The following is a 25,818-nucleotide window of genomic DNA, read 5'->3' on the forward strand; positions in this document are numbered from 1 at the left end:
CGGCACCCCGAGGGGTGCCGCCGCCCGGGCGGGTTGCGGGACGGGTCAGGCCCGGGCCTAGGCCTTGGCCTCGGCCAGGAGCTTCTGGATGCGGGACACGCCCTCGACCAGGTCCTCGTCGCCCAGGGCGTACGAGAGGCGCAGGTAGCCCGGGGTGCCGAAGGCCTCACCGGGAACGACCGCGACCTCGGCCTCGTCCAGGATCAGGGCGGCCAGCTCGACGGAGGTCTGCGGGCGCTTGCCGCGGATCTCCTTGCCGAGGAGCTCCTTGACCGACGGGTACGCGTAGAACGCGCCCTCCGGGGTCGGGCAGAAGACGCCGTCGATCTCGTTGAGCATCCTGACCATCGTCTGGCGGCGGCGGTCGAAGGCCTTGCGCATCTCGGCGACCGCGTCCAGGTTGCCCGAGACGGCGGCCAGCGCGGCGACCTGGGCCACGTTGGAGACGTTGGAGGTGGCGTGCGACTGCAGGTTCGTCGCCGCCTTGATGACGTCCTGCGGGGCGATGACCCAGCCCACGCGCCAGCCGGTCATCGCGTAGGTCTTGGCGACACCGTTGACGACGATGCACTTGTCGCGCAGGGCCGGGACCAGGACGGGCAGCGAGGTGAACTTCGCGTCGCCGTAGACCAGGTGCTCGTAGATCTCGTCCGTCAGCACCCACAGGCCGTGCTCGGCGGCCCATTCGCCGATCGCCTTCGCGTCGGCCTCGCTGTACACCGAACCGGTCGGGTTCGACGGGGAGACGAACAGGACGACCTTGGTGCGCTCGGTGCGCGCGGCCTCCAGCTGCTCAACGGAGACCCGGTAGCCGGTGGTCTCGTCGGCGACGACCTCGACCGGGACACCGCCGGCGAGACGGATCGACTCCGGGTAGGTGGTCCAGTAGGGAGCCGGGACGATGACCTCGTCACCCGGGTCCAGGACGGCCGCGAAGGCCTCGTAGATCGCCTGCTTGCCGCCGTTGGTCACCAGGACCTGCGACGCCTCGACCTCGTAGCCGGAGTCGCGCAGCGTCTTGGCGGCGATGGCGGCCTTCAGCTCGGGCAGACCGCCGGCCGGCGTGTAGCGGTGGTACTTGGGGTTGCGGCAGGCCTCGACCGCGGCCTCGACGATGTAGTCCGGGGTCGGGAAGTCGGGCTCGCCCGCGCCGAAGCCGATCACCGGGCGTCCGGCGGCCTTGAGGGCCTTGGCCTTGGCGTCCACGGCGAGGGTGGCGGACTCGGAAATGGCGCCGATACGGGCGGACACCCGGCGCTCGGAGGAAGGCGTTGCAGAGGTCATACCGGCAATCGTCCCAGACCGCGCAGAAGCGCCGCACACCGTTTCAGTGAACGGACGGGAGGCGGCCCGGAGCATGTCAGGCCGGGTGCTGTTCGACGTCACGGCCCGGTTCACGTACACTCACCTGTCGTTGGACCTCGCCAGCCGCTGCAAAGCGTGAGCACTCCGTGCACTCGCCCGGATGCGGTAGGTTGGGGGACGCAAAGGGTCGTAGCTCAATTGGTAGAGCACTGGTCTCCAAAACCAGCGGTTGGGGGTTCGAGTCCCTCCGGCCCTGCTCCACACTCCTCTCGGACGTGTGTGCGCAGGTACGTACTTAGATGCAACGCCGTGCGGCGCAACCGGGCGCGGTACGGCCACGACCCGGATTCAGGTGAGAGACGTGACGGACGCCCTGGGCTCCATCGACATGCCTGACGCCGAGGACGAGGCGCGCGAGAAGAAGGCCCGCAAGGGCGGCAAGCGCGGCAAGAAGGGTCCTCTGGGCCGTCTCGCGCTTTTCTACCGCCAGATTGTCGCGGAACTCCGCAAGGTTGTCTGGCCTACTCGCAACCAGCTCACGACGTACACCACCGTGGTGATTGTCTTCGTGGTCATCATGATCGGTCTGGTGACCGTGATTGACTATGGGTTCCAGGAAGCCATCAAGTTCGTCTTCGGCTGATCCCCGCGGAGGGCGGCGCCTTGATGGGTGCCGCCCCTTTTCGCATGTTCCACCACCTTTTTTCCAGGAAGAAGCAGCCACCGTGTCTGACCCGAACCTGAACGCGAGCCACGACTCCGTCGAGTCCGTCGAGGACGAGCTCGACATCGTCGAGGCGGCAGACGCTGTGGACCCCGACGAGGCCGAGCTCGCCGACGTCGAGGCGGGTGACGCCGCCGAGGAGGCCGCGCTGCACGTCTCCGGCGACGAGGCGGACGAGGCCGAGGCCGACACCGAGGCCGAAGAGGCCGCCGGTGACGCCGAGACCGCGGAGGAGGCCGTCGAGGCCGAGCCCGCCGAGCCGGTCGACCCGATCCAGGCCCTGCGCGACGAGCTGCGCGTCCTGCCCGGTGAGTGGTACGTGATCCACACCTACGCCGGCTACGAGAAGCGCGTGAAGGCCAACCTGGAGCAGCGCGCCGTCTCGCTGAACGTCGAGGAGTTCATCTACCAGGCCGAGGTGCCCGAGGAAGAGATCGTCCAGATCAAGAACGGCGAGCGCAAGAACGTCCGGCAGAACAAGCTGCCCGGCTACGTCCTCGTCCGCATGGATCTGACGAACGAGTCCTGGGGCGTCGTCCGCAACACGCCTGGTGTCACCGGCTTCGTCGGCAACGCCTACGACCCGTACCCGCTGACCCTGGACGAGATCGTCAAGATGCTCGCCCCGGAGGCGCAGGAGAAGGCCGCCAAGGCCGCCGCGGAAGAGGCCGGCCTGCCCGCGCCCGCCGTCAAGCGCACCATCGAGGTCCTGGACTTCGAGGTCGGCGACTCGGTCACCGTCACCGACGGTCCGTTCGCCACGCTGCAGGCGACCATCAACGAGATCAACCCCGACTCGAAGAAGGTCAAGGGCCTCGTCGAGATCTTCGGCCGCGAGACCCCGGTCGAGCTCAGCTTCGACCAGATCCAGAAGAACTGATCCACCCCGCGTGGACCACGGCTTCTGAGCCACAGCTTCCGGACAGGTCAGACCGCCCCCAGAGGGCGGTCTGACCTGCTCGGTTTTTAGCCCCGCACCGATACCCGTTATCGTGGTGCGGTATGCCTCCATCCGGATGACCGGATCGGCGGCTGAAAACTCTCACTAGGACCCGGAGAGAGCAATGCCTCCCAAGAAGAAGAAGGTCACGGGGCTTATCAAGCTCCAGATCAAGGCCGGTGCGGCCAACCCGGCTCCGCCGGTCGGCCCCGCGCTCGGTCAGCACGGCGTCAACATCATGGAGTTCTGCAAGGCCTACAACGCCGCGACCGAGTCGCAGCGTGGCATGGTCGTGCCGGTGGAGATCACGGTCTACGAGGACCGCACCTTCACCTTCATCACCAAGACTCCGCCGGCGGCGCGCCTCATCCTGAAGCACGCGGGCATCGAGAAGGGCTCCGGCGAGCCCCACAAGACCAAGGTCGCCAAGCTCACGGCCGCCCAGGTCCGCGAGATCGCCGAGCTGAAGATGCCCGACCTGAACGCCAACGACATCGACGCCGCCGTGAAGATCATTTCCGGCACCGCGCGCTCGATGGGCGTCACGGTCGAGGGCTGATCCAGCCACCCCCCAGCACCACCAGTGGTAGGACCAAGCGCTGGTCCGCACCACGACTCCATGCCTGAATCCGAAATACAGGAGCAGAAGTGAAGCGCAGCAAGACTCTCCGCGCTGCGGACGCCAAGATCGACCGGGAGAAGCAGTACGCCCCGCTCGAGGCCGTCCGTCTCGCCAAGGAGATCTCCTCGACCAAGTTCGACAGCACCGTCGAGGTCGCCTTCCGCCTGGGTGTCGACCCGCGCAAGGCCGACCAGATGGTCCGCGGCACCGTGAACCTCCCGCACGGCACCGGTAAGACCGCCCGGGTCCTGGTCTTCGCGACCGGTGACCGTGCAGCGGCCGCGGAAGCCGCCGGCGCCGACATCGTCGGCGACGACGAGCTGATCAACGAGATCGCCAAGGGCAACCGCCTGAACGAGTTCGACGCCGTCGTGTCCACCCCGGACCTCATGGGCAAGGTCGGCCGCCTCGGCCGCGTGCTCGGTCCCCGTGGCCTCATGCCGAACCCGAAGACCGGCACCGTCACGATGGACGTCGCGAAGGCTGTCACCGAGATCAAGGGTGGCAAGATCGAGTTCCGCGTCGACAAGCACTCGAACCTGCACTTCATCATCGGCAAGGTCTCCTTCTCCGACGAGCAGCTCGTCGAGAACTACGGCGCGGCCCTGGACGAGATCCTTCGTCTGAAGCCGTCCGCCGCCAAGGGCCGCTACCTGAAGAAGGCCGCCCTGAGCACCACCATGGGCCCCGGCATCCAGCTGGACCCGAACCGCACCCGGAACCTCCTCGTCGAGGAAGACCCGGCCGCGGTCTGATCGCGCTGAGCCCCACGGCTCACCGAGCGGCTGAACGGGCCCCTCGCCCCCTTCACGGGCGGCGAGGGGCCCGTTTTCCGTTTCCCGGTTCGCATCCTGTGCCAGGGCTGTGCGAGCCCTGTGCGCTGGCTGCCGCTGCCGGGTCGTACAGTCGTACGAGCGGCGCCGCAGGCGAAACGCCGGAGACCACGCGCCGCACGATCACCACGGGGTGGGGAACTGATGAACGCGTACCGCACGAAGACCGCCGCGGCCCTCCTGGCCGCCCTCCTGCTCGCGGGAGGTGCGACGGCCTGCGAGAACGGGGACGACGCGAAGAAGGACACGGGGGCATCGGCACCGGCCAAGCCCTCGGAGCAGCCGGCGGAGGTGACGCCGGCCGCCTACCTGGAGAAGGCGAAGAAGAAGTCCGAGGAGATCACTTCGCTTCGGTACTCCATGTCGGGCGAGGCGGCGGGCCAGAAGATCGCCGGCGAGGGTGCCATGCGCATCAAGCCGACCGTCGCCATGTCGATGACGATGGACTCGCCCACGAAGCCGGGGGAGAAGGTGCAGATCCGGCTCCTCGACGGCGCCATGTACATGGGCACCGAGGGCAAGTGGCTGAAGTTCGACCTCAAGACCCTCGCTCCCGACCAGGCCAAGCAGCTGGACTCGCTCGGTTCCGCCCAGCAGGGCCAGAACCCGGCCGACTCGGCCGACAGCCTGAGCGCCGCCAAGGACCTCAAGAAGGTCGGCGACGAGACCATCGACGGCCAGAAGACGACGCACCTGAGCGGGACCGTCTCCGTCGACGAGCTGCGGGCCCACAGCGCCACCTCCGCGCCGGAGGCGAAGGAGCGCCAGGAGAAGAACCTCGCGGCACTGGAGGCCCAGGGCATCAAGACCCTGACCATGGACCTTTGGATCGACGAGAACGACCAGATGAAGCAGGTCCGCACCCGGGGTGCCGGCACCTCCGGCCCGATGGACGTCACCATGAAGTTCCTGGACGTCAACATGCCCGTCGAGGTCACCGCGCCGCCGGCCGAGCAGGTCGTGGACCTGGCCGAGATGATGAAGGGCGACCCCGCGGGCTCCGCCTGATCGCCGCCGCACCACCGCAGTACCGCCGCGCCGCCGCTCCACCGCGGCGGCGCGGCGCGCATCGACCATTCATGGGGGAGAACCAGATGAACAGCGCTGTCCGGACCCGGGCCGGCGTGGGAATCGCGGCTGCCGCGCTGCTCGTGAGCGGCCTCACGGCCTGTGGCGGGGAGGGGGCCGGCGCCGAGGCGCACGACCCCGTGGCGGCCGTGAAGGCGTCCTATCTGAAGACGGTGGCCGCCAAGGTCGCCTGGGCGGAGCTGTCCACCGTCGACCGGGACGGCAAGACCAGTGCCCAGTCCGGCAGGAAGGGTTGGTACCCGTCCAGCCACGACGTGGTCCTCAAGGGCGGGGGCGACGAGGCCGACAACCGTTCGATCATGATGGGCGACACCGTCTACACCCGGATGGACAAGCCCGTCAAGGGCAAGAACTGGATGCAGATGGATCTGGCCAAGGGCGGCAAATCGGGCGTCCGGCTGAACGAGGACCCGGCCGAGTACCTCGCCCTGCTGCTCGGCCAGGAGAGGCTCACCCACGTCGGGACCGAGCAGACCGACGGCGTCGAGGCCCAGCACTACCGGGGCAGCCTCACCAACGCGGACCTGATCCAGGCGGACGACTCCACCAAGGCCATGGAGGAGGAGAGCCGCCGGTACCTCCACGAGTCCGTACGGCACATCACCTCCTTCGAGGTCGACCTGTGGATCGGCAAGGACGGCTTCCCGATCCGCGTCGACAGCTCCAGCACGGACGCCAAGGGCACGTCGAAGACCACGGCGAAGTTCTCCGACTTCGGCAAGGGCCCCGCCGTGCAGCCCCCGCCGGCCGACGATGTGATCACCTTCGACGCCGTGATGAAGGGCGTCGACGCCGACCTGGAACAGGTCGACAAGAGCCTCGAACAGGCCGACAAGGACCTGGAGGAAGCCGACAAGACGCTGCGGGACGCCGGGTTGCCCGGGCTGCGCCGCTGACCGATTTGCCTCGACCGGAACCCGTCACGTAGTCTTCCCCGGAAGCCAAAGACCGCTGGTCGTTGCTGTGCCCGACAGGGCGCGGTGGCCGAAGGATCCGCTTACTGCGGACGACCCGCGCAGGTGACTGTGGAATGCTCCCGGACTCGTTCCGGTCGAGCTACGCCCTGGCGCCTGCGCCGGGGCGTTTTGTATGTCAGCCCCTTCTGAGCGGTCCTCATCACCCGGAAGGAGGCGAACGCACCATGCCGACGCCCAACAAGGCTGCATCGGTGGCCGAGCTCACGGACGCGTTCCAGAGCTCCAACGCCGCCGTGCTGACCGAGTACCGGGGTCTCACCGTCGCGCAGCTCAAGACGCTGCGTCGCTCCCTCGGTGAGAACGCCCAGTACGCCGTGGTGAAGAACACGCTGACCAAGATCGCGGCCAACCAGGCCGGGATCACCGCGCTGGACGAGCACTTCGCTGGTCCGACTGCGGTCGCCTTCATCACCGGTGACCCGGTGGAGTCGGCGAAGGCTCTGCGTGACTTCGCCAAGGAGAACCCGAACCTCATCATCAAGGCCGGTGTCCTTGACGGTAAGGCTCTCTCCGCCGACGACATCAAGAAGCTTGCGGACCTCGAGTCCCGCGAGGTTCTGCTCAGCAAGCTGGCCGGCGCGTTCAAGGGCAAGCAGTCCCAGGCTGCCTCGCTCTTCCAGGCGCTGCCGTCGAAGTTCGTCCGCACCGCGGAAGCGCTTCGCGTCAAGCTCGCCGAGCAGGGCGGTGCCGAGTAATTCGGCTCGCGCATTGATCCGCGCCGCCTAGTGCGCGGGTCGTAGCGGGCCGTTACGCCCGCCTCTATAGACACATCGGCACCTGCCGAATTAGTGGAAGGATCGCCCATCATGGCGAAGCTCTCTCAGGACGACCTCCTCGCCCAGTTCGAGGAGATGACCCTCATCGAGCTCTCCGAGTTCGTGAAGGCCTTCGAGGAGAAGTTCGACGTCACCGCCGCCGCGGCCGTCGCCGTTGCCGCCCCGGGTGCCCCCGGCGCCCCGGCCGAGGCCGCTGAGGAGAAGGACGAGTTCGACGTCATCCTCGCCGGCGCCGGCGACAAGAAGATCCAGGTCATCAAGGTCGTGCGCGAGCTGACCTCCCTGGGTCTGAAGGAGGCCAAGGACCTCGTCGACGGTGCGCCGAAGCCCGTCCTCGAGAAGGTCAACAAGGAGGCCGCTGACAAGGCCGCCGAGGCCCTCAAGGGTGCCGGTGCCTCCGTCGAGGTCAAGTAACACCTCCGAGGCCGCCTGACGGCCTCTCCAAGGGGCGATCACCCGTAAGGGTGGTCGCCCTTTGGCGTACCCGCAGTGCCTGACTTGCCCTGGTCTCGTTGGGGAGTAGGGTGATCATCGTTGCCCCGACGCAGGGTCCGGAGATGATCCGCTCGGAGCAGGGGGCCTTGACGAACGGGTCGCGGCGCGCAATTCTCAGACCCGTCGAGAGGTCGGTCGCCCGGATCCGGGATCCGAGGCATGGATCGACTACGAAGAGGGCAGTACTGATACGCGCTCTGTGCACGAGAGCCGCAGCGTTGGACGCAGGGTTGAACGACATGGGGAAGGCCTGTTGCCGGTTTCCGGAAACCTGGTCTGGACATCAGTGAGCCAAGTGGCTACACTGACCCTTTGCGCTGCCTGTTAGCTGTCCCCTGCCCGTCGCCAGGGACATGCCCACGCTTGAGCACACTTGATTGATCCACCCTGACCTGGTGTTTTGGCCGGAATCGGGGGGCCCCGTCTTCTGTGTCTGCTGGGACCGGTACGCGCGTAGTGAGTCCGAGCCCTCGGAAGGACCCCCTCTTGGCCGCCTCGCGCAACGCCTCGACCAATACGAACAACGGTGCCAGCACCGCCCCGCTGCGCATCTCCTTTGCAAAGATCAAGGAGCCGCTCGAGGTTCCGAACCTCCTGGCGCTGCAGACCGAGAGCTTTGACTGGCTGCTCGGCAACGCCGCCTGGAAGTCTCGCGTCGAGTCGGCGCTTGAGAGTGGACAGGACGTCCCCACCAAGTCCGGTCTGGAAGAGATCTTCGAGGAGATCTCGCCGATCGAGGACTTCTCCGGGTCGATGTCGCTGACCTTCCGCGACCACCGCTTCGAGCCGGCGAAGAACTCCGTCGACGAGTGCAAGGAGCGCGACTTCACCTACGCGGCTCCGCTGTTCGTCACGGCCGAGTTCACGAACAACGAGACCGGAGAGATCAAGTCTCAGACGGTCTTCATGGGCGACTTCCCGCTCATGACCAACAAGGGCACCTTCGTCATCAACGGCACCGAGCGTGTCGTGGTGTCGCAGCTCGTCCGTTCCCCCGGTGTCTACTTCGACTCCTCCATCGACAAGACGTCCGACAAGGACATCTTCTCCGCCAAGATCATCCCCTCCCGGGGTGCCTGGCTGGAGATGGAGATCGACAAGCGCGACATGGTCGGCGTCCGCATCGACCGCAAGCGCAAGCAGTCCGTCACCGTCCTCCTGAAGGCGCTCGGCTGGACCACCGAGCAGATCCTTGAGGAGTTCGGCGAGTACGAGTCCATGCGCGCCACCCTGGAGAAGGACCACACCCAGGGCCAGGACGACGCGCTGCTCGACATCTACCGCAAGCTGCGCCCGGGCGAGCCGCCGACCCGTGAGGCCGCCCAGACGCTGCTGGAGAACCTCTACTTCAACCCCAAGCGCTACGACCTCGCGAAGGTCGGCCGCTACAAGGTGAACAAGAAGCTCGGCGCCGACGAGCCGCTCGACGCCGGTGTGCTCACCACCGACGACGTCATCGCCACGATCAAGTACCTGGTCAAGCTGCACGCCGGCGAGACCGAGACGATCGGCGAGTCCGGCCGTTCGATCGTGGTCGAGACCGACGACATCGACCACTTCGGCAACCGTCGTCTGCGCAACGTCGGCGAGCTCATCCAGAACCAGGTCCGCACGGGTCTGGCTCGTATGGAGCGCGTCGTGCGCGAGCGCATGACCACCCAGGACGTCGAGGCGATCACGCCGCAGACCCTGATCAACATCCGGCCGGTCGTCGCCTCCATCAAGGAGTTCTTCGGCACCAGCCAGCTGTCCCAGTTCATGGACCAGAACAACCCGCTCTCGGGCCTGACCCACAAGCGCCGCCTGTCGGCGCTGGGCCCCGGTGGTCTGTCCCGTGAGCGGGCCGGCTTCGAGGTCCGTGACGTCCACCCGTCGCACTACGGCCGCATGTGCCCGATCGAGACCCCCGAAGGCCCGAACATCGGTCTGATCGGCTCGCTCGCCTCCTACGGTCGCGTCAACGCGTTCGGTTTCGTCGAGACCCCGTACCGCAAGGTCATCGACGGTGTCGTCACCGACGAGGTCGACTACCTGACGGCCGACGAGGAAGACCGCTTCGTCATCGCGCAGGCCAACGCGGCCCTGTCCGAGGACATGCGCTTCACCGAGAACCGCGTCCTGGTCCGCCGTCGTGGCGGCGAGATCGACTACATCGCCGGCGGCGACGTCGACTACATGGACGTCTCCCCGCGCCAGATGGTGTCCGTCGCGACCGCGATGATCCCCTTCCTCGAGCACGACGACGCCAACCGTGCCCTCATGGGCGCGAACATGATGCGCCAGGCCGTTCCGCTCATCAAGGCGGAGGCCCCGCTCGTCGGCACCGGCATGGAGTACCGCTGTGCGGTCGACGCCGGCGACTCGATCCGTGCGGAGAAGGACGGTGTGGTCCAGGAGGTCTCGGCCGACTACATCACCGTCGCCAACGACGACGGCACGTACACCACGTACCGCGTCGCCAAGTTCTCCCGCTCGAACCAGGGCACCTCGGTCAACCAGAAGGTCATCGTCAACGAGGGTGACCGGATCGTCGAGTCCCAGGTCCTCGCGGACGGACCGGCGACCGAAGAGGGCGAGATGGCCCTCGGTAAGAACCTGCTCGTGGCGTTCATGCCGTGGGAGGGCCACAACTACGAGGACGCGATCATCCTGTCGCAGCGCCTCGTGCAGGACGACGTCCTCTCCTCGATCCACATCGAGGAGCACGAGGTCGACGCCCGTGACACCAAGCTCGGCCCCGAGGAGATCACCCGGGACATCCCGAACGTCTCCGAGGAGGTCCTGGCGGACCTCGACGAGCGCGGCATCATCCGCATCGGTGCGGACGTCGTCGCCGGTGACATCCTGGTCGGCAAGGTCACGCCCAAGGGTGAGACCGAGCTGACCCCGGAGGAGCGCCTGCTCCGCGCGATCTTCGGTGAGAAGGCCCGCGAGGTGCGTGACACCTCGCTCAAGGTCCCCCACGGTGAGATCGGTAAGGTCATCGGCGTCCGCGTCTTCGACCGCGAGGAGGGCGACGAGCTTCCTCCGGGCGTGAACCAGCTGGTCCGCGTCTACGTCGCCCAGAAGCGCAAGATCACCGACGGTGACAAGCTCGCCGGCCGTCACGGCAACAAGGGCGTCATCTCCAAGATCCTCCCGATCGAGGACATGCCGTTCCTGGAGGACGGCACCCCGGTCGACATCATCCTGAACCCGCTGGGTGTCCCGTCCCGAATGAACCCGGGACAGGTCCTGGAGATCCACCTCGGCTGGCTCGCCAGCCGCGGCTGGGACGTCTCCGGTCTGGGCGAGGAGTGGGCCGAGCGGCTGAAGTCCATCGGCGCCGACCGCGTCGAGCCCGGCACCAACGTCGCCACCCCCGTGTTCGACGGCGCCCGCGAGGACGAACTCGCCGGCCTCTTCGAGCACACCATCCCGAACCGAGACGGTGACCGCCTGGTCCTCCCGTCCGGCAAGGCGCGCCTGTTCGACGGCCGCTCCGGCGAGCCGTTCCCGGACCCGATCTCGGTCGGGTACATGTACATCCTCAAGCTCCACCACCTGGTCGACGACAAGCTCCACGCCCGTTCGACCGGTCCGTACTCGATGATCACGCAGCAGCCGCTGGGTGGTAAGGCACAGTTCGGTGGCCAGCGATTCGGTGAGATGGAGGTGTGGGCGCTCGAGGCGTACGGCGCCGCCTACGCCCTCCAGGAGCTGCTGACCATCAAGTCCGACGACGTCACCGGCCGAGTGAAGGTCTACGAGGCCATCGTCAAGGGCGAGAACATCCCCGAGCCGGGCATTCCCGAGTCCTTCAAGGTGCTCATCAAGGAAATGCAGTCGCTCTGCCTCAACGTGGAGGTGCTGTCCTCGGACGGCATGTCCATCGAGATGCGCGACACCGACGAGGACGTCTTCCGCGCGGCGGAGGAGCTCGGTATCGACCTGTCCCGGCGCGAGCCGAGCAGCGTCGAAGAGGTCTGACGGGCCTGACGGGGGGCTCCCACCCTGAGCCCCCCGTCATCCCCGGGACCGTTCAGACCACTGATCAAGAGACACGACCCCGAAAGAGGGATTGACGCACAGTGCTCGACGTCAACTTCTTCGACGAGCTGCGGATCGGCCTTGCCACCGCGGACGACATCCGAACCTGGTCGCACGGCGAGGTCAAGAAGCCGGAGACCATCAACTACCGCACCCTGAAGCCCGAGAAGGACGGACTCTTCTGCGAGAAGATCTTCGGTCCGACCCGGGACTGGGAGTGCTACTGCGGCAAGTACAAGCGTGTCCGCTTCAAGGGCATCATCTGTGAGCGCTGTGGCGTCGAGGTCACGCGCGCCAAGGTGCGCCGTGAGCGGATGGGCCACATCGAGCTCGCCGCCCCCGTCACCCACATCTGGTACTTCAAGGGCGTCCCGTCGCGCCTGGGCTACCTGCTGGACCTCGCGCCGAAGGACCTTGAGAAGGTCATCTACTTCGCCGCGTACATGATCACGTTCGTCGACGACGAGCGCCGCCAGCGCGACCTGCCGTCGCTGGAGGCCCACGTCTCCGTCGAGCGCCAGCAGATCGAGAACCGTCGCGACGCCGACCTCGAAGGCCGTGCCAAGAAGCTCGAGTCCGACCTGGCCGAGCTTGAGGCCGAGGGTGCGAAGGCCGACGTGCGCCGCAAGGTGCGCGAGGGTGCCGAGCGCGAGATGAAGCAGCTCCGCGACCGCGCCCAGCGCGAGATCGACCGCCTCGACGAGGTGTGGGCCCGCTTCAAGAACCTCAAGGTCCAGGACCTTGAGGGCGACGAGCTGCTCTACCGCGAGCTGCGTGACCGCTTCGGCACGTACTTCGACGGCTGCATGGGCGCCGCCGCGCTGCAGAAGCGCCTGGAGTCCTTCGACCTGGAGGAGGAGGCCGAGCGCCTCCGCGAGATCATCCGTACCGGCAAGGGCCAGAAGAAGACCCGTGCGCTCAAGCGCCTCAAGGTCGTCTCCGCGTTCCTGCAGACCAGCAACAAGCCCAAGGGCATGGTCCTGGACTGCGTCCCGGTCATCCCGCCGGACCTGCGTCCGATGGTGCAGCTGGACGGTGGCCGCTTCGCGACCTCCGACCTGAACGACCTGTACCGCCGCGTGATCAACCGCAACAACCGCCTGAAGCGCCTTCTCGACCTCGGTGCCCCCGAGATCATCGTGAACAACGAGAAGCGCATGCTCCAGGAGGCCGTGGACGCGCTCTTCGACAACGGTCGCCGCGGCCGCCCGGTGACGGGCCCCGGCAACCGCCCGCTGAAGTCCCTCAGCGACATGCTGAAGGGCAAGCAGGGTCGCTTCCGTCAGAACCTGCTCGGCAAGCGCGTGGACTACTCCGCGCGTTCCGTGATCGTCGTCGGCCCGCAGCTGAAGCTGCACCAGTGCGGTCTGCCAAAGGCCATGGCGCTGGAGCTCTTCAAGCCGTTCGTGATGAAGCGCCTGGTGGACCTGAACCACGCGCAGAACATCAAGAGCGCCAAGCGGATGGTCGAGCGCGGCCGCACGGTCGTGTACGACGTCCTGGAAGAGGTCATCGCGGAGCACCCGGTTCTGCTGAACCGTGCGCCCACGCTGCACCGCCTCGGCATCCAGGCCTTCGAGCCGCAGCTGGTCGAGGGCAAGGCCATCCAGATCCACCCGCTCGTCTGCACCGCGTTCAACGCGGACTTCGACGGTGACCAGATGGCCGTGCACCTGCCGCTCTCCGCGGAGGCGCAGGCCGAGGCCCGCATCCTGATGCTGTCCTCGAACAACATCCTCAAGCCGGCCGACGGCCGTCCGGTCACGATGCCGACGCAGGACATGGTCCTGGGTCTGTTCTTCCTGACCACCGACGGTGACCTGCGCGACACCAAGGGCGAGGGCCGCGCCTTCGGCTCCACGGCCGAGGCGACCATGGCGTTCGACGCCGGCGAGCTCGCGCTGCAGTCGTCCGTCGACATCCGCTTCCCGGTGGGCACCATCCCGCCGCGCGGCTGGGTGCCGCCGGTCGCCGAGGGCGGGGACGACGGCGTCGCCGAGCGCGAGTTCCAGCCGGGCGACAGCTTCCGCCTGCGCACCACCCTGGGCCGCGCGCTCTTCAACGAGCTGCTGCCCGAGGACTACCCGTTCGTCGACTACTCGGTGGGCAAGAAGCAGCTCTCCGAGATCGTCAACGACCTGGCGGAGCGCTACCCCAAGGTCATCGTGGCGGCGACGCTCGACAACCTGAAGGCGGCCGGCTTCCACTGGGCGACCCGTTCCGGTGTCACCGTGGCCATCTCCGACGTCGTCGTGCCCGAGGCTAAGAAGGCCATCGTCGCGGGCTACGAGGCGCAGGACGAGAAGGTCCAGAAGCAGTACGAGCGCGGTCTGATCACCAAGGACGAGCGCACGCAGGAGCTCATCGCGATCTGGACCAAGGCGACCAACGAGGTCGCCGAGGCGATGAACGCGAACTTCCCCAAGACGAACCCCATCTTCATGATGGTTGACTCGGGTGCCCGAGGAAACATGATGCAGATGCGACAGATCGCCGGTATGCGTGGTCTGGTGTCGAACGCGAAGAACGAGACCATCCCGCGTCCGATCAAGGCGTCCTTCCGCGAGGGCCTCACCGTTCTGGAGTACTTCATCTCCACGCACGGTGCCCGTAAGGGTCTGGCGGACACCGCCCTGCGTACCGCCGACTCGGGTTACCTGACCCGTCGTCTGGTGGACGTCTCGCAGGACGTGATCATCCGCGAGGAGGACTGCGGCACCGAGCGCGGCCTGAAGCTGAAGATCGCCGTTCGCGGCGAGGACGGCGTGCTGCGCAAGGCCGACGACGTCGAGACCTCGATCTACGCCCGCATGCTGGCCGAGGACGTCGTCATCGACGGCAAGGTCATCGCGCCGGCCAACGTCGACCTCGGTGACGTGCTCATCGACGCCCTGGTCGCCAACGGCGTGGAGGAGGTCAAGACCCGCTCGGTCCTGACCTGTGAGTCCGCGGTCGGCACCTGTGCCTTCTGCTACGGCCGCTCGCTGGCCACCGGCAAGCTGGTCGACATCGGTGAGGCCGTCGGCATCATCGCCGCCCAGTCCATCGGTGAGCCCGGTACCCAGCTGACGATGCGTACCTTCCACACCGGTGGTGTGGCCGGTGACGACATCACGCAGGGTCTGCCGCGTGTCGTCGAGCTCTTCGAGGCCCGTACCCCGAAGGGTGTCGCCCCGATCTCCGAGGCCGCCGGCCGCGTGCGGATCGAGGAGACCGAGAAGACGAAGAAGATCGTCATCACGCCCGACGACGGCAGCGACGAGACGGCGTTCCCGATCTCGAAGCGCGCCAAGGTCATCGTGCACGAGGGCGACCACGTCGAGGTGGGCCAGAAGCTCACCATGGGTGCCACCAACCCGCACGACGTGCTGCGCATCCTCGGCCAGCGTGCCGTCCAGGTCCACCTGGTCGGAGAGGTCCAGAAGGTCTACAACTCGCAGGGCGTGTCGATCCACGACAAGCACATCGAGATCATCATCCGGCAGATGCTGCGCCGCGTGACGATCATCGAGTCCGGCGACGCGGAGCTCCTGCCGGGCGAGCTGGTGGAGCGGTCGAAGTTCGAGACCGAGAACCGTCGTGTGGTCACCGAGGGCGGTCACCCCGCCTCCGGCCGTCCGCAGCTGATGGGTATCACCAAGGCCTCGCTCGCGACCGAGTCCTGGCTGTCGGCGGCGTCCTTCCAGGAGACGACCAGGGTCCTGACGGACGCGGCGATCAACGCCAAGTCCGACTCCCTGATCGGCCTCAAGGAGAACGTCATCATCGGTAAGCTCATCCCGGCCGGTACGGGCCTCGCCCGCTACCGCAACATCCGGGTGGAGCCCACCGAGGAGGCGAAGGCCGCGATGTACTCGGCCGTCGGTTACGACGACATCGACTACTCGCCCTTCGGCACCGGCTCCGGCCAGGCCGTCCCGCTGGAGGACTACGACTACGGCCCGTACAACGGCTAAGAGCTCGTAAGAAGAAGCCCCCCGCTGCTCCGCAAGGAGTGGCGGGGGGCCTTTTTCGTTTCCGCGGGGGAGCCCGCCGCGGGTCTGCGGGGGCGCCGGCGGAGCGTCACCGCCGGCGCCGCAGGCGCGTCCAGGTCGGGACCGCGGCGAGGGCCAGGAGGGCCAGGGCTCCGCCGGCCAGGCCTGCGGTGAAGCCCTTCGGGGTGAAGGTGCAGGAGATCTCGGTGGTACCCGGGGGGAGGTCCACGGCCAGCAGGCCGTGGAAGGGCCTGACCGGGGCCGAGCAGCTCCACCCGGGGACGGCGGTGGTGGCGACGACGGCCGTGCCCCGGGTGCCCGCGGGGAAGGAGGCCGCGATGGAGTGGCCGCCGACGTCGACGGTGGTGGCGCCGGTGGCCTTGAGGCCGTCGACGGCCGCCGCGAGGGCCGCCCGGTCGAGGCAGCCCAGCGGGTGGGCTCCGGCGCCGGCCCCCTTCGTACGCGTGCGCACGCTGACCTCGACCTCGCCGGACGCCGGGACGGGGCCGAGCGGGGTCACCCCCGTCACCGCGCCCGCCAGCGGCTTCTCGGTGGCGCCGGCGCGGAGGGAGCCGTGGAGGGCGGGGGAGTACCAGTAGGCCTCGGAGCCGGGGCGGCAGCGGGCCGTGAACGTCCTGACCTCCGGGTTGCCGCCGCGGGTGACCTGCGGGACCTCGTAGACGGTGGCGCCGAGGACGGTCTCCTGGCGGGCGTAGACACTGTCCGCCGGATTCGGGGAGGCGTACGGTCCGGTGCGGACGGTGGCCAGCGGCGGCGCCGGGAACCGGTCGGCCGTCCAGCTGCCCGGCGCCGCCCCCGGACGGACCCGCGCGCCGATGGAGAAGATCGCGTCGAGCACCGGGTTGTCGGCGCCGAAGAAGGTCCGGCCGTCGTTCTTGAAGCCGTACCCCAGGGGCTGCAGGGCCCGGTAGGTCGCCTCGGGGAGGTAGCTGCTGTAGGACTGCGGCCCCTCCGCCCGGAGCGCCAGGGCGTCGTTGTACGCGGTCTGCGGCGCGCCCGAGTCGGTCCGGTGGGCGGGCCAGTCCTCGACCCCGCGCACGGCGTCGAAATGCTGTGCGATCGACCGGTTCGACGTGGCGATCGGCTTGGCCCAACGCTCGCGGGCCCGGCGGGCGTCGGCGCCGGCCGCGGCCGCGGTGGACTCCGCGAGGACGACACCGGCCATCAGCACGGCGGCCACCGGGACCAGGAAGCGGCGCTTCTCGCCGAGCCGCAGCAGGACCAGCGCCAGCAGCGAGACACCCCCGCCGCCGAGCACCGCCGGCCAGGTCCAGCCGCCGAAGTCGTCCGTGTGGCGCAGGGCGAAGGCAGCGGCGACCAGCAGGGCGGCGCTCAGGGCCAGGTGCAGCGGGCGCGGCCGGTTGGCCAGCGCCAGCCAGGCCAGGACCACCACCATCCCGCTGAACACGAAGGCCTCGCGGTACGGGTTGCCGTTCGGCACCGCCAGTCCGTGCCACACGTACTGCGTGGGCGGGAACTGGAAGGAGGCCAGCACCAGAGCGGTGGCGACCGCCCACACCAGGCGGGTGCGGCGCGCGACCCGGGTATTGAGAAGGAAGGAGCCGGCGAGGATCAGGCCGAGCGAGGCCACGTAGAGCCGGGGACGGCCGCCCCACAGGTGGGTGGCCGGGAGCATCCCCGCGAAGAAGACCTCGATCCGTACGGGGTCGAAGGCGGCGGCCCTGGTGGGCTGGGCGGCACCGCTGGACAGGAACGACGGCAGCAGCAGCGGGAGCGTGAGCAGGATTCCGGTCGCGGCGGCCGTCGCGGCCCGCCACAGGGCCAGCAGCCGCTCCCGGGCCGTCGTGTCGCGGGTGGCCAGGCGGATGGCCAGCAGCACGCAGGCGGCCATCGTGGCCATCATCGCGGTGTAGAAGTTCCCGAACCAGGCGAGTGCGACCAGCAGGGCCGCCCCCGGCCAGCGGCGCCCCTCCAGGCACCACTCGACGGCGATGCCGAGCATCGGGAGGGCGACCAGGCCCCAGAGCCACATCGGGATGTACGAGGCGTCGCTGAGCGCCCAGCCGCACAGGCCGTACGTCGCCCCGAGCACGCCCCGCTGCCACCAGGGGCCGGCGTGCAGCTTGCCGAGGTACACGGTCATCACGGCGGCGGCGGTGCCCATCGTGACCGGGGTGACCGCGAAGACGGCCAGGTCGACGTGGTCGCGCGGGACGAGGACGGCCAGCCAGGAGAACGGGTTGCCGAGGTAGGTGTGGTAGTCGGACAGGAACTGCTGTCCGAATCCGCCGCGCCAGGTGAAGAACAGGTCCCCGGCGGCCTGCCCGTGGACCAGGTCCCACAGCGCCCGGTGGAAGGGCACGTACTGGTTGGCCTGGTCGTTGATGGCTCGCCCGGTGTTGCCGAAGGGGAACGTCCCGCGCGCGACCCAGGCCGCGACGGCGGCGGACGCGGCGAGCAGGAAGGCCAACAGGGGACCGCGCAGGCGGGCGGAGAGGCGGACGGGTCCGCGGAGGGCCGGGGGGCGGTCCGCTGCGGTGGGCCGGGCGTCGACGGTGGTCGGCTCGGGTGCCACGGTCCCCAATGTGCTGCTCCCTGCTGATCGGCTCCCGGGCGCCCAGCGCCCGGGCAAGCTGTCAGTTTAGGGCGGCGGGGCGGCCCGTCGGGCCGAACGGCCCCCGTACCGCTTGCGCGCGGCGGATTTTCGTGCTGGGCATTTGTTTTGACCTACCTCTGTGAGGTAGGTACGCTCTGACCTTGTGCCTGGGGTGTGCCCTGGGCTCCCGCGCGCGCACAGACCCGCGGTGAGCCGAGAAGACCACACCGCGATCCGTGCCCCTCTCACCTCGGTGGAAGTGTGCAGGATCCGACACACCCGACCGCGTGGGTCGGCAACGTTCCAGGTTAGCTTCACTACACGGCACACAGAAACCGGAGAAGTAGTGCCTACGATCCAGCAGCTGGTCCGTAAGGGCCGGCAGGACAAGGTCGAGAAGACAAAGACTCCCGCGCTTGAGGCCTCGCCCCAGCGTCGCGGCGTCTGCACGCGTGTGTTCACGACCACCCCGAAGAAGCCGAACTCGGCGCTCCGTAAGGTCGCGCGTGTGCGTCTGACCTCCGGCATCGAGGTCACCGCTTACATTCCGGGTGAGGGACACAACCTGCAGGAGCACTCGATCGTGCTCGTGCGTGGTGGCCGTGTGAAGGACCTGCCGGGTGTTCGTTACAAGATCATCCGCGGTGCGCTTGACACCCAGGCTGTCAAGAACCGCAAGCAGGCCCGCAGCCGCTACGGCGCCAAGAAGGAGAAGTAAGAATGCCTCGTAAGGGCCCCGCCCCGAAGCGCCCGGTCATCATCGACCCGGTCTACGCATCTCCTCTGGTGACCTCGCTCATCAACAAGATCCTCCTGAACGGCAAGCGCTCCACCGCCGAGCGCATCGTTTACGGCGCCATGGAAGGCCTCCGCGAGAAGACCGGCAACGACCCGGTCATCACGCTGAAGCGCGCGCTGGAGAACGTCAAGCCGTCCCTCGAGGTCAAGTCCCGCCGTGTCGGTGGCGCGACCTACCAGGTTCCCGTCGAGGTCAAGCCGGGTCGCCAGTCGACCCTGGCGCTGCGCTGGCTCGTGGGTTACTCCCGCGCCCGTCGTGAGAAGACCATGACCGAGCGCCTCATGAACGAGCTGCTCGACGCCTCCAACGGTCTTGGCGCTGCCGTCAAGAAGCGCGAGGACACGCACAAGATGGCCGAGTCCAACAAGGCCTTCGCGCACTACCGCTGGTAGTCCCACCCCACATCGAGACCGAGAGAAGACCGAAGCCTTATGGCTACCACTTCGCTTGACCTGGCCAAGGTCCGCAACATCGGGATCATGGCCCACATCGACGCGGGCAAGACGACCACCACCGAGCGCATCCTGTTCTACACCGGTGTGTCGTACAAGATCGGTGAGGTCCACGACGGCGCCGCCACGATGGACTGGATGGAGCAGGAGCAGGAGCGTGGTATCACCATCACGTCTGCCGCCACCACCTGCCACTGGCCGCTCGAAGATGTTGACCACACCATCAACATCATCGACACCCCGGGTCACGTCGACTTCACAGTCGAGGTGGAGCGTTCGCTCCGCGTCCTCGACGGCGCCGTCACCGTCTTCGACGGTGTGGCCGGCGTCGAGCCGCAGTCCGAGACCGTCTGGCGTCAGGCGGACCGCTACGGCGTTCCGCGTATCTGCTTCGTCAACAAGCTCGACCGCACCGGCGCCGAGTTCCACCGCTGCGTCGACATGATCACGGACCGCCTCGGTGCGGTTCCGATCGTCATGCAGCTCCCCATCGGTGCCGAGGCCGACTTCCAGGGTGTCGTCGACCTCGTCCGCATGAAGGCGCTCGTCTGGTCCGCCGAGGCGACCAAGGGCGAGATGTACGACATCGTCGACATCCCGGCCAGCCACACCGAGGCCGCTGAGGAGTGGCGCGGCAAGCTGGTCGAGACCGTCGCCGAGAACGACGAAGAGATGATGGAGCTCTTCCTCGAGGGCATCGAGCCCACCGAGGACCAGCTGCACGCCGCCGTCCGTCGTATCATCCTCGGCTCCGGCAAGGGCAAGGGCGAGCCCACGATCACCGCGGTGTTCTGTGGCACGGCGTTCAAGAACAAGGGTGTCCAGCCCCTGCTCGACGCTGTCGTCCGTTACCTGCCGTCGCCGCTGGACATCGAGGCCATCGAGGGCCACGACGTCCGCGACGCCGAGACGGTCGTGAAGCGCAAGCCGTCCGACGAGGAGCCCCTCGCCGCGCTCGCGTTCAAGATCATGAGCGACCCGCACCTCGGTAAGCTCACCTTCGTCCGGGTTTACTCGGGCCGCCTGGAGGCCGGCACCGCGGTGCTGAACTCCGTCAAGGGCAAGAAGGAGCGCATCGGCAAGATCTACCGCATGCACGCGAACAAGCGTGAGGAGATCGACTCGGTGGGCGCCGGCGACATCGTCGCCGTGATGGGCCTGAAGCAGACCACCACCGGTGAGACGCTGTGCGACGACAAGCAGCCCGTGATCCTGGAGTCCATGGACTTCCCGGCTCCGGTCATCCAGGTCGCCATCGAGCCCAAGTCCAAGGGTGACCAGGAGAAGCTGGGTGTCGCCATCCAGCGTCTCGCGGAGGAGGACCCCTCCTTCCACGTTCACTCGGACGAGGAGACGGGCCAGACCATCCTCGGCGGAATGGGCGAGCTGCACCTTGAGGTGCTGGTCGACCGCATGAAGCGCGAGTTCAAGGTCGAGGCCAACGTCGGCAAGCCGCAGGTCGCGTACCGCGAGACGATCCGCAAGGCCGTCGAGCGCCACGACTACACCCACAAGAAGCAGACCGGTGGTACCGGTCAGTTCGCCAAGGTGCAGATCGCGATCGAGCCCATCACCGAGGCCGACGGCCCGGCGTACGAGTTCGTGAACAAGGTCACCGGCGGTCGTGTGCCGAAGGAGTACATCCCTTCGGTGGACGCGGGTGCGCAGGAGGCCATGCAGTTCGGCATCCTGGCCGGCTACGAGATGACGGGCGTTCGCGTCACGCTTCTCGACGGCGGCTACCACGAGGTCGACTCCTCCGAGCTCGCCTTCAAGATCGCCGGTTCGCAGGCCTTCAAGGAGGCCGCGCGCAAGGCTTCGCCCGTTCTGCTCGAGCCGATGATGGCCGTTGAGGTCACCACGCCCGAGGAGTCCATGGGCGATGTCATCGGTGACATCAACTCCCGCCGTGGCCAGATTCAGGCCATGGAGGACCGTCACGGAGCCAAGATCGTCAAGGGCCTCGTGCCCCTGTCGGAGATGTTCGGCTACGTCGGCGACCTCCGCAGCAAGACCTCGGGTCGCGCCAGCTACTCGATGCAGTTCGACTCCTACGCCGAGGTTCCCCGGAACGTCGCCGAGGAGATCATCGCGAAGGCCAAGGGCGAGTAACTCTTCGGAGTACACGCTTTAGGCTTGTCACCGGCAGCCTCTGGGGCAACAGGAGCCACTCCCGTTGCCCCGGGGACCGGCCGGCTTTCCAGCAAAGATCACCTGGCGCCGATCTGTAAGGCGTACAGAACCACTCTCCAGGAGGACCCCCGTGGCGAAGGCGAAGTTCGAGCGGACTAAGCCGCACGTCAACATCGGCACCATCGGTCACATTGACCACGGTAAGACGACCCTCACGGCCGCCATTACCAAGGTGCTGCACGACGCGTACCCGGACCTGAACGAGGCCTCGGCCTTCGACCAGATCGACAAGGCTCCTGAGGAGCGCCAGCGCGGTATCACCATCTCCATCGCGCACGTCGAGTACCAGACCGAGGCGCGTCACTACGCCCACGTCGACTGCCCGGGTCACGCGGACTACATCAAGAACATGATCACCGGTGCCGCGCAGATGGACGGCGCCATCCTCGTGGTCGCCGCCACCGACGGCCCGATGCCGCAGACCAAGGAGCACGTGCTCCTGGCCCGCCAGGTCGGCGTTCCGTACATCGTCGTCGCCCTGAACAAGGCCGACATGGTGGACGACGAGGAGATCCTGGAGCTCGTCGAGCTCGAGGTCCGTGAGCTGCTCTCCGAGTACGAGTTCCCGGGCGACGACCTGCCGGTCGTCCGCGTCTCCGCGCTGAAGGCGCTCGAGGGCGACAAGGAGTGGGGCGAGAAGCTTCTCGGCCTCATGACCGCCGTCGACGAGTCGATCCCGACCCCGCCGCGTGACACCGACAAGCCGTTCCTCATGCCCGTCGAGGACGTCTTCACGATCACCGGTCGCGGTACGGTCGTCACCGGCCGTATCGAGCGTGGTGTCCTGAAGGTCAACGAGACCGTCGACATCATCGGTATCAAGGAAGAGAAGACCACCACCACGGTCACCGGTATCGAGATGTTCCGCAAGCTGCTCGACGAGGGCCAGGCCGGTGAGAACGTCGGTCTGCTCCTCCGTGGCATCAAGCGCGAGGACGTCGAGCGCGGCCAGGTCATCATCAAGCCGGGTTCGGTCACCCCGCACACCGAGTTCGAGGCCCAGGCCTACATCCTGTCGAAGGACGAGGGTGGCCGTCACACCCCGTTCTTCAACAACTACCGTCCGCAGTTCTACTTCCGTACCACGGACGTCACGGGTGTCGTCACCCTGCCGGCCGGCACGGAGATGGTCATGCCGGGCGACAACACCGAGATGTCGGTCGCGCTGATCCAGCCGGTCGCCATGGAGGAGGGCCTGAAGTTCGCCATCCGTGAGGGTGGTCGTACCGTGGGCGCCGGCCAGGTCACCAAGATCACGAAGTAATTCGGGTTCTGACCTGGTAGCCCGTTGACCGGGCGCCACGTTCCACTGGAGGGCCCCGGCCCACCGCCTCGGCGGTGGGGCGGGGCCCTTCGGCGTTGCGGCCGGCGGTCGCGGCCGGACCGGCCCGGACACACCAGAAGGGCCGCACCCCGTCCTGCGGGGTGCGGCCCTTCTGCGTACGCGGGCGGCGCGTCAGTTCACGCGCAGCGACTCGGTGAACTCGACACAGGCGGCGTGGTCGGGCAGCAGTCCGGTCGAGATGGCTTCGGCCAGCGACGGGGCGGCCTCGTCGCGCGCGGACAGCTGCGGGAACTCGGCGGGCCACTCGATGCCCAGGTCCGGGTCGAGCGGGTGCACCGAGTGCTCGCCGGTGGGGTTGTACGTCTCCGAGCAGAGGTACGACAGGGTCGCGTCGTCGGTCAGGGCGCAGAAGCCGTGGCCGAGCCCCTCGGGGATGTAGACGGCGCGGCGGTCGGCGTCGTCGAGGCGGACGCCCTCCCAGCGGCCGAAGGTGGGCGAGCCCACCCGCAGGTCCACGATGACGTCGAGCACGGCGCCGCGCACGCAGGTCACGTACTTGGCCTGGCCGCGCGGCACGTCGGCGAAGTGGATGCCGCGAACCACGCCCGCGGCGGAGACGGAGAGGTTCGCCTGCGCCAGGTTCAGCGGGTGGCCGACGACCTCCGCCAGGCGGTCGAAGCGGTACCACTCGGTGAACAGGCCGCGCGGGTCGCCGTGCAGCTGCGGGGTCACCTCGAAGGCGCCGGCGATGGAGAGTTCGCGGAACTTCACTTGCCCTCCTCCTCGTCCAGCAGGGCCAGGAGGTAGGTGCCGTAGCCGCTCTTGGTCAACGGCTCGGCGAGCGAACGCAGTTGGGCGGAGTCGATCAGGCCGGCCCGCCAGGCCGCCTCTTCGATGCAGCCGATCTTGAAGCCCTGGCGTTCCTCGATCACGCGGACGAACTCGGAGGCCTGGACCATCGAGACGAAGGTGCCGGTGTCGAGCCAGGCGGTGCCGCGGTCCAGGATGGTGACGTTCAGTTCGCCGGCCTGGAGGTAGGCGTCGTTGACGGCGGTGATCTCCAGCTCGCCGCGGGCGCTGGGCTTGAGCCCCCTGGCTATCTCCACGACCTGGTTGTCGTAGAAGTACAGACCCGGCACCGCGTAGCGGGACTTGGGCTTGACCGGCTTCTCCTCGATGGAGATGGCCTGGCCCTTCTCGTCGAACTCCACGACGCCGTAGGCGGTCGGGTCCGCCACCGGGTACGCGAACACCCGGCCGCCCTTGGCGTCGGTGTGCTGGGCGAGGCGGGTGCCGAGGCCGCTGCCGTGGAAGATGTTGTCGCCGAGGATCAATGCGACGGACTCGTCGCCGATGAAGTCGGCGCCGAGGACGAACGCCTGGGCGATGCCCTCCGGGCGCTCCTGGACGGCGTACTCCAACCGCAGTCCGAACTGCGAACCGTCGCCGAGCAGCCGCTCGAACTGGTCACGGTCTTCAGGGGTGGTGATGATCAGGATCTCGCTGATTCCCGCCATGACCAGGGTGGAGAGCGGGTAGTAGATCATCGGCTTGTCGAAGACGGGCAGCAGCTGCTTCGAGACGGCCCGAGTCAGCGGCCAGAGTCGCGATCCGGTGCCACCGGCCAAAAGGATTCCACGCATGGGTGAACCCTATGCGAGAGGGCCGCGGCGGTCCGACCGTCCGGCGTGTGACGTTCGGCAGGCGGCTAGACTCTTCGTATTATGCGCATCCTCGTGACCGGCGGCGCCGGCTTCATCGGTTCAGAATTCGTCCGCCAGCAGCTCGGTGCAGACGCCACGGCGCAGGTCACCGTCTTCGACAAGCTGACCTACTCGGGCGTCGAGGCGAACCTCGCTCCGGTCGCGGGCCACAGCGGATACCGCTTCGTCCAGGGCGACATCTGCGACGCCGAGGCCGTCGACCAGGTGATGGCCGGCCACGACGTGGTCGTGCACTTCGCCGCCGAGTCCCACGTGGACCGGTCGATCGCCGGTGCGGGCCCCTTCGTCATGACGAACGTCGTCGGCACCCAGGTGCTGCTGGACGCCGCCCGCAAGCACGGGGTCGGCCGCTTCGTCCACATCTCCACCGACGAGGTCTACGGATCGATCAGCGAGGGCTCCTGGACGGAGGAGTGGCCGCTGGTGCCGAACTCCCCCTACTCCGCCTCCAAGGCATCCTCCGACCTGTTGGCGCTGGCGTACGCGCGCACCCACGGCATGGACGTGGTGGTCACCCGCTGCTCCAACAACTACGGGCACTACCAGTTCCCGGAGAAGGTCATCCCGCTGTTCGTCTCGAACCTGATGGACGGCAAGAAGGTCCCGCTGTACGGCAACGGCGGAAACGTCCGCGACTGGCTGCACGTCTCCGACCACTGCCGGGGCATCGACCTGGCCATGCGCAAGGGCCGGGCCGGCGAGGTCTACAACATCGGTGGCGGCACCGAGCTCACCAACAAGGAGCTCACCGGCGTCCTGCTGGAGGCCGCGGGCCTGGGCTGGGACATGGTCGAGCACGTCGAGGACCGCAAGGGCCACGACCTGCGCTACTCCATCGACATCAGCAAGATCGGCGCCGAGCTGGGTTACGCCCCCCAGGTCACCTTCGAGGACGGCATCAAGGCCACCATCGCGTGGTACCGCGAGAACCGCGCCTGGTGGGAGCCGCTGAAGGCGAAGGCGGCCCTGCAGAAGTGAGCGCCAACTCGTCGTCCGGGCACTGGCTCGTCACCGGCGCCGGCG

At 67.8% G+C, this 25,818-nt stretch carries 19 protein-coding genes and 1 tRNA gene; 16 read left to right on the forward strand and 4 right to left on the reverse strand.

Translation table 11 applies throughout. The features are described 5' to 3' along the window. Positions 1-57: 57 nt before the first annotated feature. The gene (locus tag ACFW2G_RS10930) at positions 58-1,284 is read right to left on the reverse strand and encodes a pyridoxal phosphate-dependent aminotransferase (RefSeq protein ID WP_037918900.1); all 1,227 of its coding nucleotides are present in this window, start codon (positions 1,282-1,284) and stop codon (positions 58-60) included. 204 nt (positions 1,285-1,488) lie between these two features. Here ACFW2G_RS10930 and ACFW2G_RS10935 point away from each other — a divergent pair. From ACFW2G_RS10935 to ACFW2G_RS10985, 11 genes are all read left to right on the forward strand, one after another. Next, positions 1,489-1,561: transfer RNA gene (locus ACFW2G_RS10935), tRNA-Trp, on the forward strand. 105 nt (positions 1,562-1,666) lie between these two features. Continuing rightward, positions 1,667-1,948 carry a preprotein translocase subunit SecE gene (gene secE / locus ACFW2G_RS10940; protein WP_037918901.1) on the forward strand — a complete coding sequence of 94 codons (282 nt, stop codon included), beginning with the start codon at positions 1,667-1,669 and terminating at the stop codon, positions 1,946-1,948. An 82-nt stretch (positions 1,949-2,030) separates the two neighbouring features. After that, positions 2,031-2,909: a transcription termination/antitermination protein NusG gene (gene nusG, locus ACFW2G_RS10945; RefSeq protein WP_384451571.1), complete on the forward strand. Its 879-nt coding sequence runs from the start codon at positions 2,031-2,033 to the stop codon at positions 2,907-2,909. Positions 2,910-3,093: 184 nt separating this feature from the next. Then, complete coding sequence (gene rplK / locus ACFW2G_RS10950; RefSeq protein WP_030773771.1) at positions 3,094-3,528, forward strand: 50S ribosomal protein L11; 435 nt, start codon at positions 3,094-3,096, stop codon at positions 3,526-3,528. Between the two features lie 89 nt (positions 3,529-3,617). Next, positions 3,618-4,346, forward strand: a complete 729-nt coding sequence (gene rplA / locus ACFW2G_RS10955; RefSeq protein WP_030773774.1) for a 50S ribosomal protein L1 — start codon at positions 3,618-3,620, stop codon at positions 4,344-4,346. Between the two features lie 222 nt (positions 4,347-4,568). Further along, on the forward strand, positions 4,569-5,432 hold the full coding sequence (locus tag ACFW2G_RS10960) for an LppX_LprAFG lipoprotein (protein ID WP_384451566.1): 864 nt from the start codon (positions 4,569-4,571) through the stop codon (positions 5,430-5,432). 86 nt (positions 5,433-5,518) lie between these two features. Further along, complete coding sequence (locus tag ACFW2G_RS10965) at positions 5,519-6,409, forward strand: hypothetical protein (RefSeq protein ID WP_384581340.1); 891 nt, start codon at positions 5,519-5,521, stop codon at positions 6,407-6,409. Between the two features lie 245 nt (positions 6,410-6,654). Continuing rightward, positions 6,655-7,185, forward strand: a complete 531-nt coding sequence (rplJ, locus tag ACFW2G_RS10970; RefSeq protein ID WP_030026650.1) for a 50S ribosomal protein L10 — start codon at positions 6,655-6,657, stop codon at positions 7,183-7,185. A 111-nt stretch (positions 7,186-7,296) separates the two neighbouring features. After that, a complete protein-coding gene (gene rplL, locus ACFW2G_RS10975; protein ID WP_037918908.1) occupies positions 7,297-7,680 on the forward strand; it encodes a 50S ribosomal protein L7/L12 in 384 nt (127 codons plus the stop codon). A gap of 567 nt (positions 7,681-8,247) precedes the next feature. Further along, the gene (gene rpoB, locus ACFW2G_RS10980) at positions 8,248-11,730 is read left to right on the forward strand and encodes a DNA-directed RNA polymerase subunit beta (protein ID WP_037918910.1); all 3,483 of its coding nucleotides are present in this window, start codon (positions 8,248-8,250) and stop codon (positions 11,728-11,730) included. Positions 11,731-11,831: 101 nt separating this feature from the next. Then, entirely contained in the window at positions 11,832-15,746 is a 3,915-nt protein-coding gene (locus ACFW2G_RS10985) for a DNA-directed RNA polymerase subunit beta' (protein ID WP_037918912.1), read from the forward strand. Positions 15,747-15,852: 106 nt separating this feature from the next. Here ACFW2G_RS10985 and ACFW2G_RS10990 read toward each other — a convergent pair whose 3' ends face one another. Next, positions 15,853-18,321, reverse strand: a complete 2,469-nt coding sequence (locus ACFW2G_RS10990; RefSeq protein WP_384581337.1) for a YfhO family protein — start codon at positions 18,319-18,321, stop codon at positions 15,853-15,855. Positions 18,322-18,688: 367 nt separating this feature from the next. Between ACFW2G_RS10990 and rpsL the strand changes: the two genes are divergently transcribed. The 4 genes from rpsL (at position 18,689) to tuf (ending at position 23,050) form a co-directional block, all read left to right on the forward strand. Continuing rightward, positions 18,689-19,060, forward strand: coding sequence for a 30S ribosomal protein S12 (rpsL, locus tag ACFW2G_RS10995; RefSeq protein WP_007265893.1), 372 nt, complete (start codon positions 18,689-18,691; stop codon positions 19,058-19,060). Between the two features lie 2 nt (positions 19,061-19,062). Next, positions 19,063-19,533: a 30S ribosomal protein S7 gene (gene rpsG, locus ACFW2G_RS11000; protein ID WP_007265894.1), complete on the forward strand. Its 471-nt coding sequence runs from the start codon at positions 19,063-19,065 to the stop codon at positions 19,531-19,533. Between the two features lie 39 nt (positions 19,534-19,572). After that, entirely contained in the window at positions 19,573-21,705 is a 2,133-nt protein-coding gene (gene fusA, locus ACFW2G_RS11005; RefSeq protein ID WP_037918914.1) for an elongation factor G, read from the forward strand. A gap of 151 nt (positions 21,706-21,856) precedes the next feature. Next, on the forward strand, positions 21,857-23,050 hold the full coding sequence (gene tuf / locus ACFW2G_RS11010; protein WP_037918916.1) for an elongation factor Tu: 1,194 nt from the start codon (positions 21,857-21,859) through the stop codon (positions 23,048-23,050). Positions 23,051-23,242: 192 nt separating this feature from the next. On the opposite strand, the gene rfbC is transcribed toward tuf, so the two are convergent. Further along, positions 23,243-23,842: a dTDP-4-dehydrorhamnose 3,5-epimerase gene (rfbC, locus tag ACFW2G_RS11015; RefSeq protein ID WP_037918918.1), complete on the reverse strand. Its 600-nt coding sequence runs from the start codon at positions 23,840-23,842 to the stop codon at positions 23,243-23,245. Further along, positions 23,839-24,714, reverse strand: a complete 876-nt coding sequence (gene rfbA, locus ACFW2G_RS11020) for a glucose-1-phosphate thymidylyltransferase RfbA (protein WP_384447025.1) — start codon at positions 24,712-24,714, stop codon at positions 23,839-23,841. Before rfbA ends, rfbC begins: the two co-directional genes overlap by 4 nt. 81 nt (positions 24,715-24,795) lie before the next feature. On the opposite strand from rfbA, the gene rfbB reads away from it, so the two are divergent. Next, entirely contained in the window at positions 24,796-25,773 is a 978-nt protein-coding gene (gene rfbB, locus ACFW2G_RS11025) for a dTDP-glucose 4,6-dehydratase (RefSeq protein ID WP_037918922.1), read from the forward strand. Positions 25,774-25,818 lie beyond the last annotated feature (45 nt).

The sequence above is a fragment of the Streptomyces sp. NPDC058880 genome (assembly GCF_042742535.1).
Taxonomy (GTDB): Bacteria; Actinomycetota; Actinomycetes; order Streptomycetales; family Streptomycetaceae; genus Streptomyces.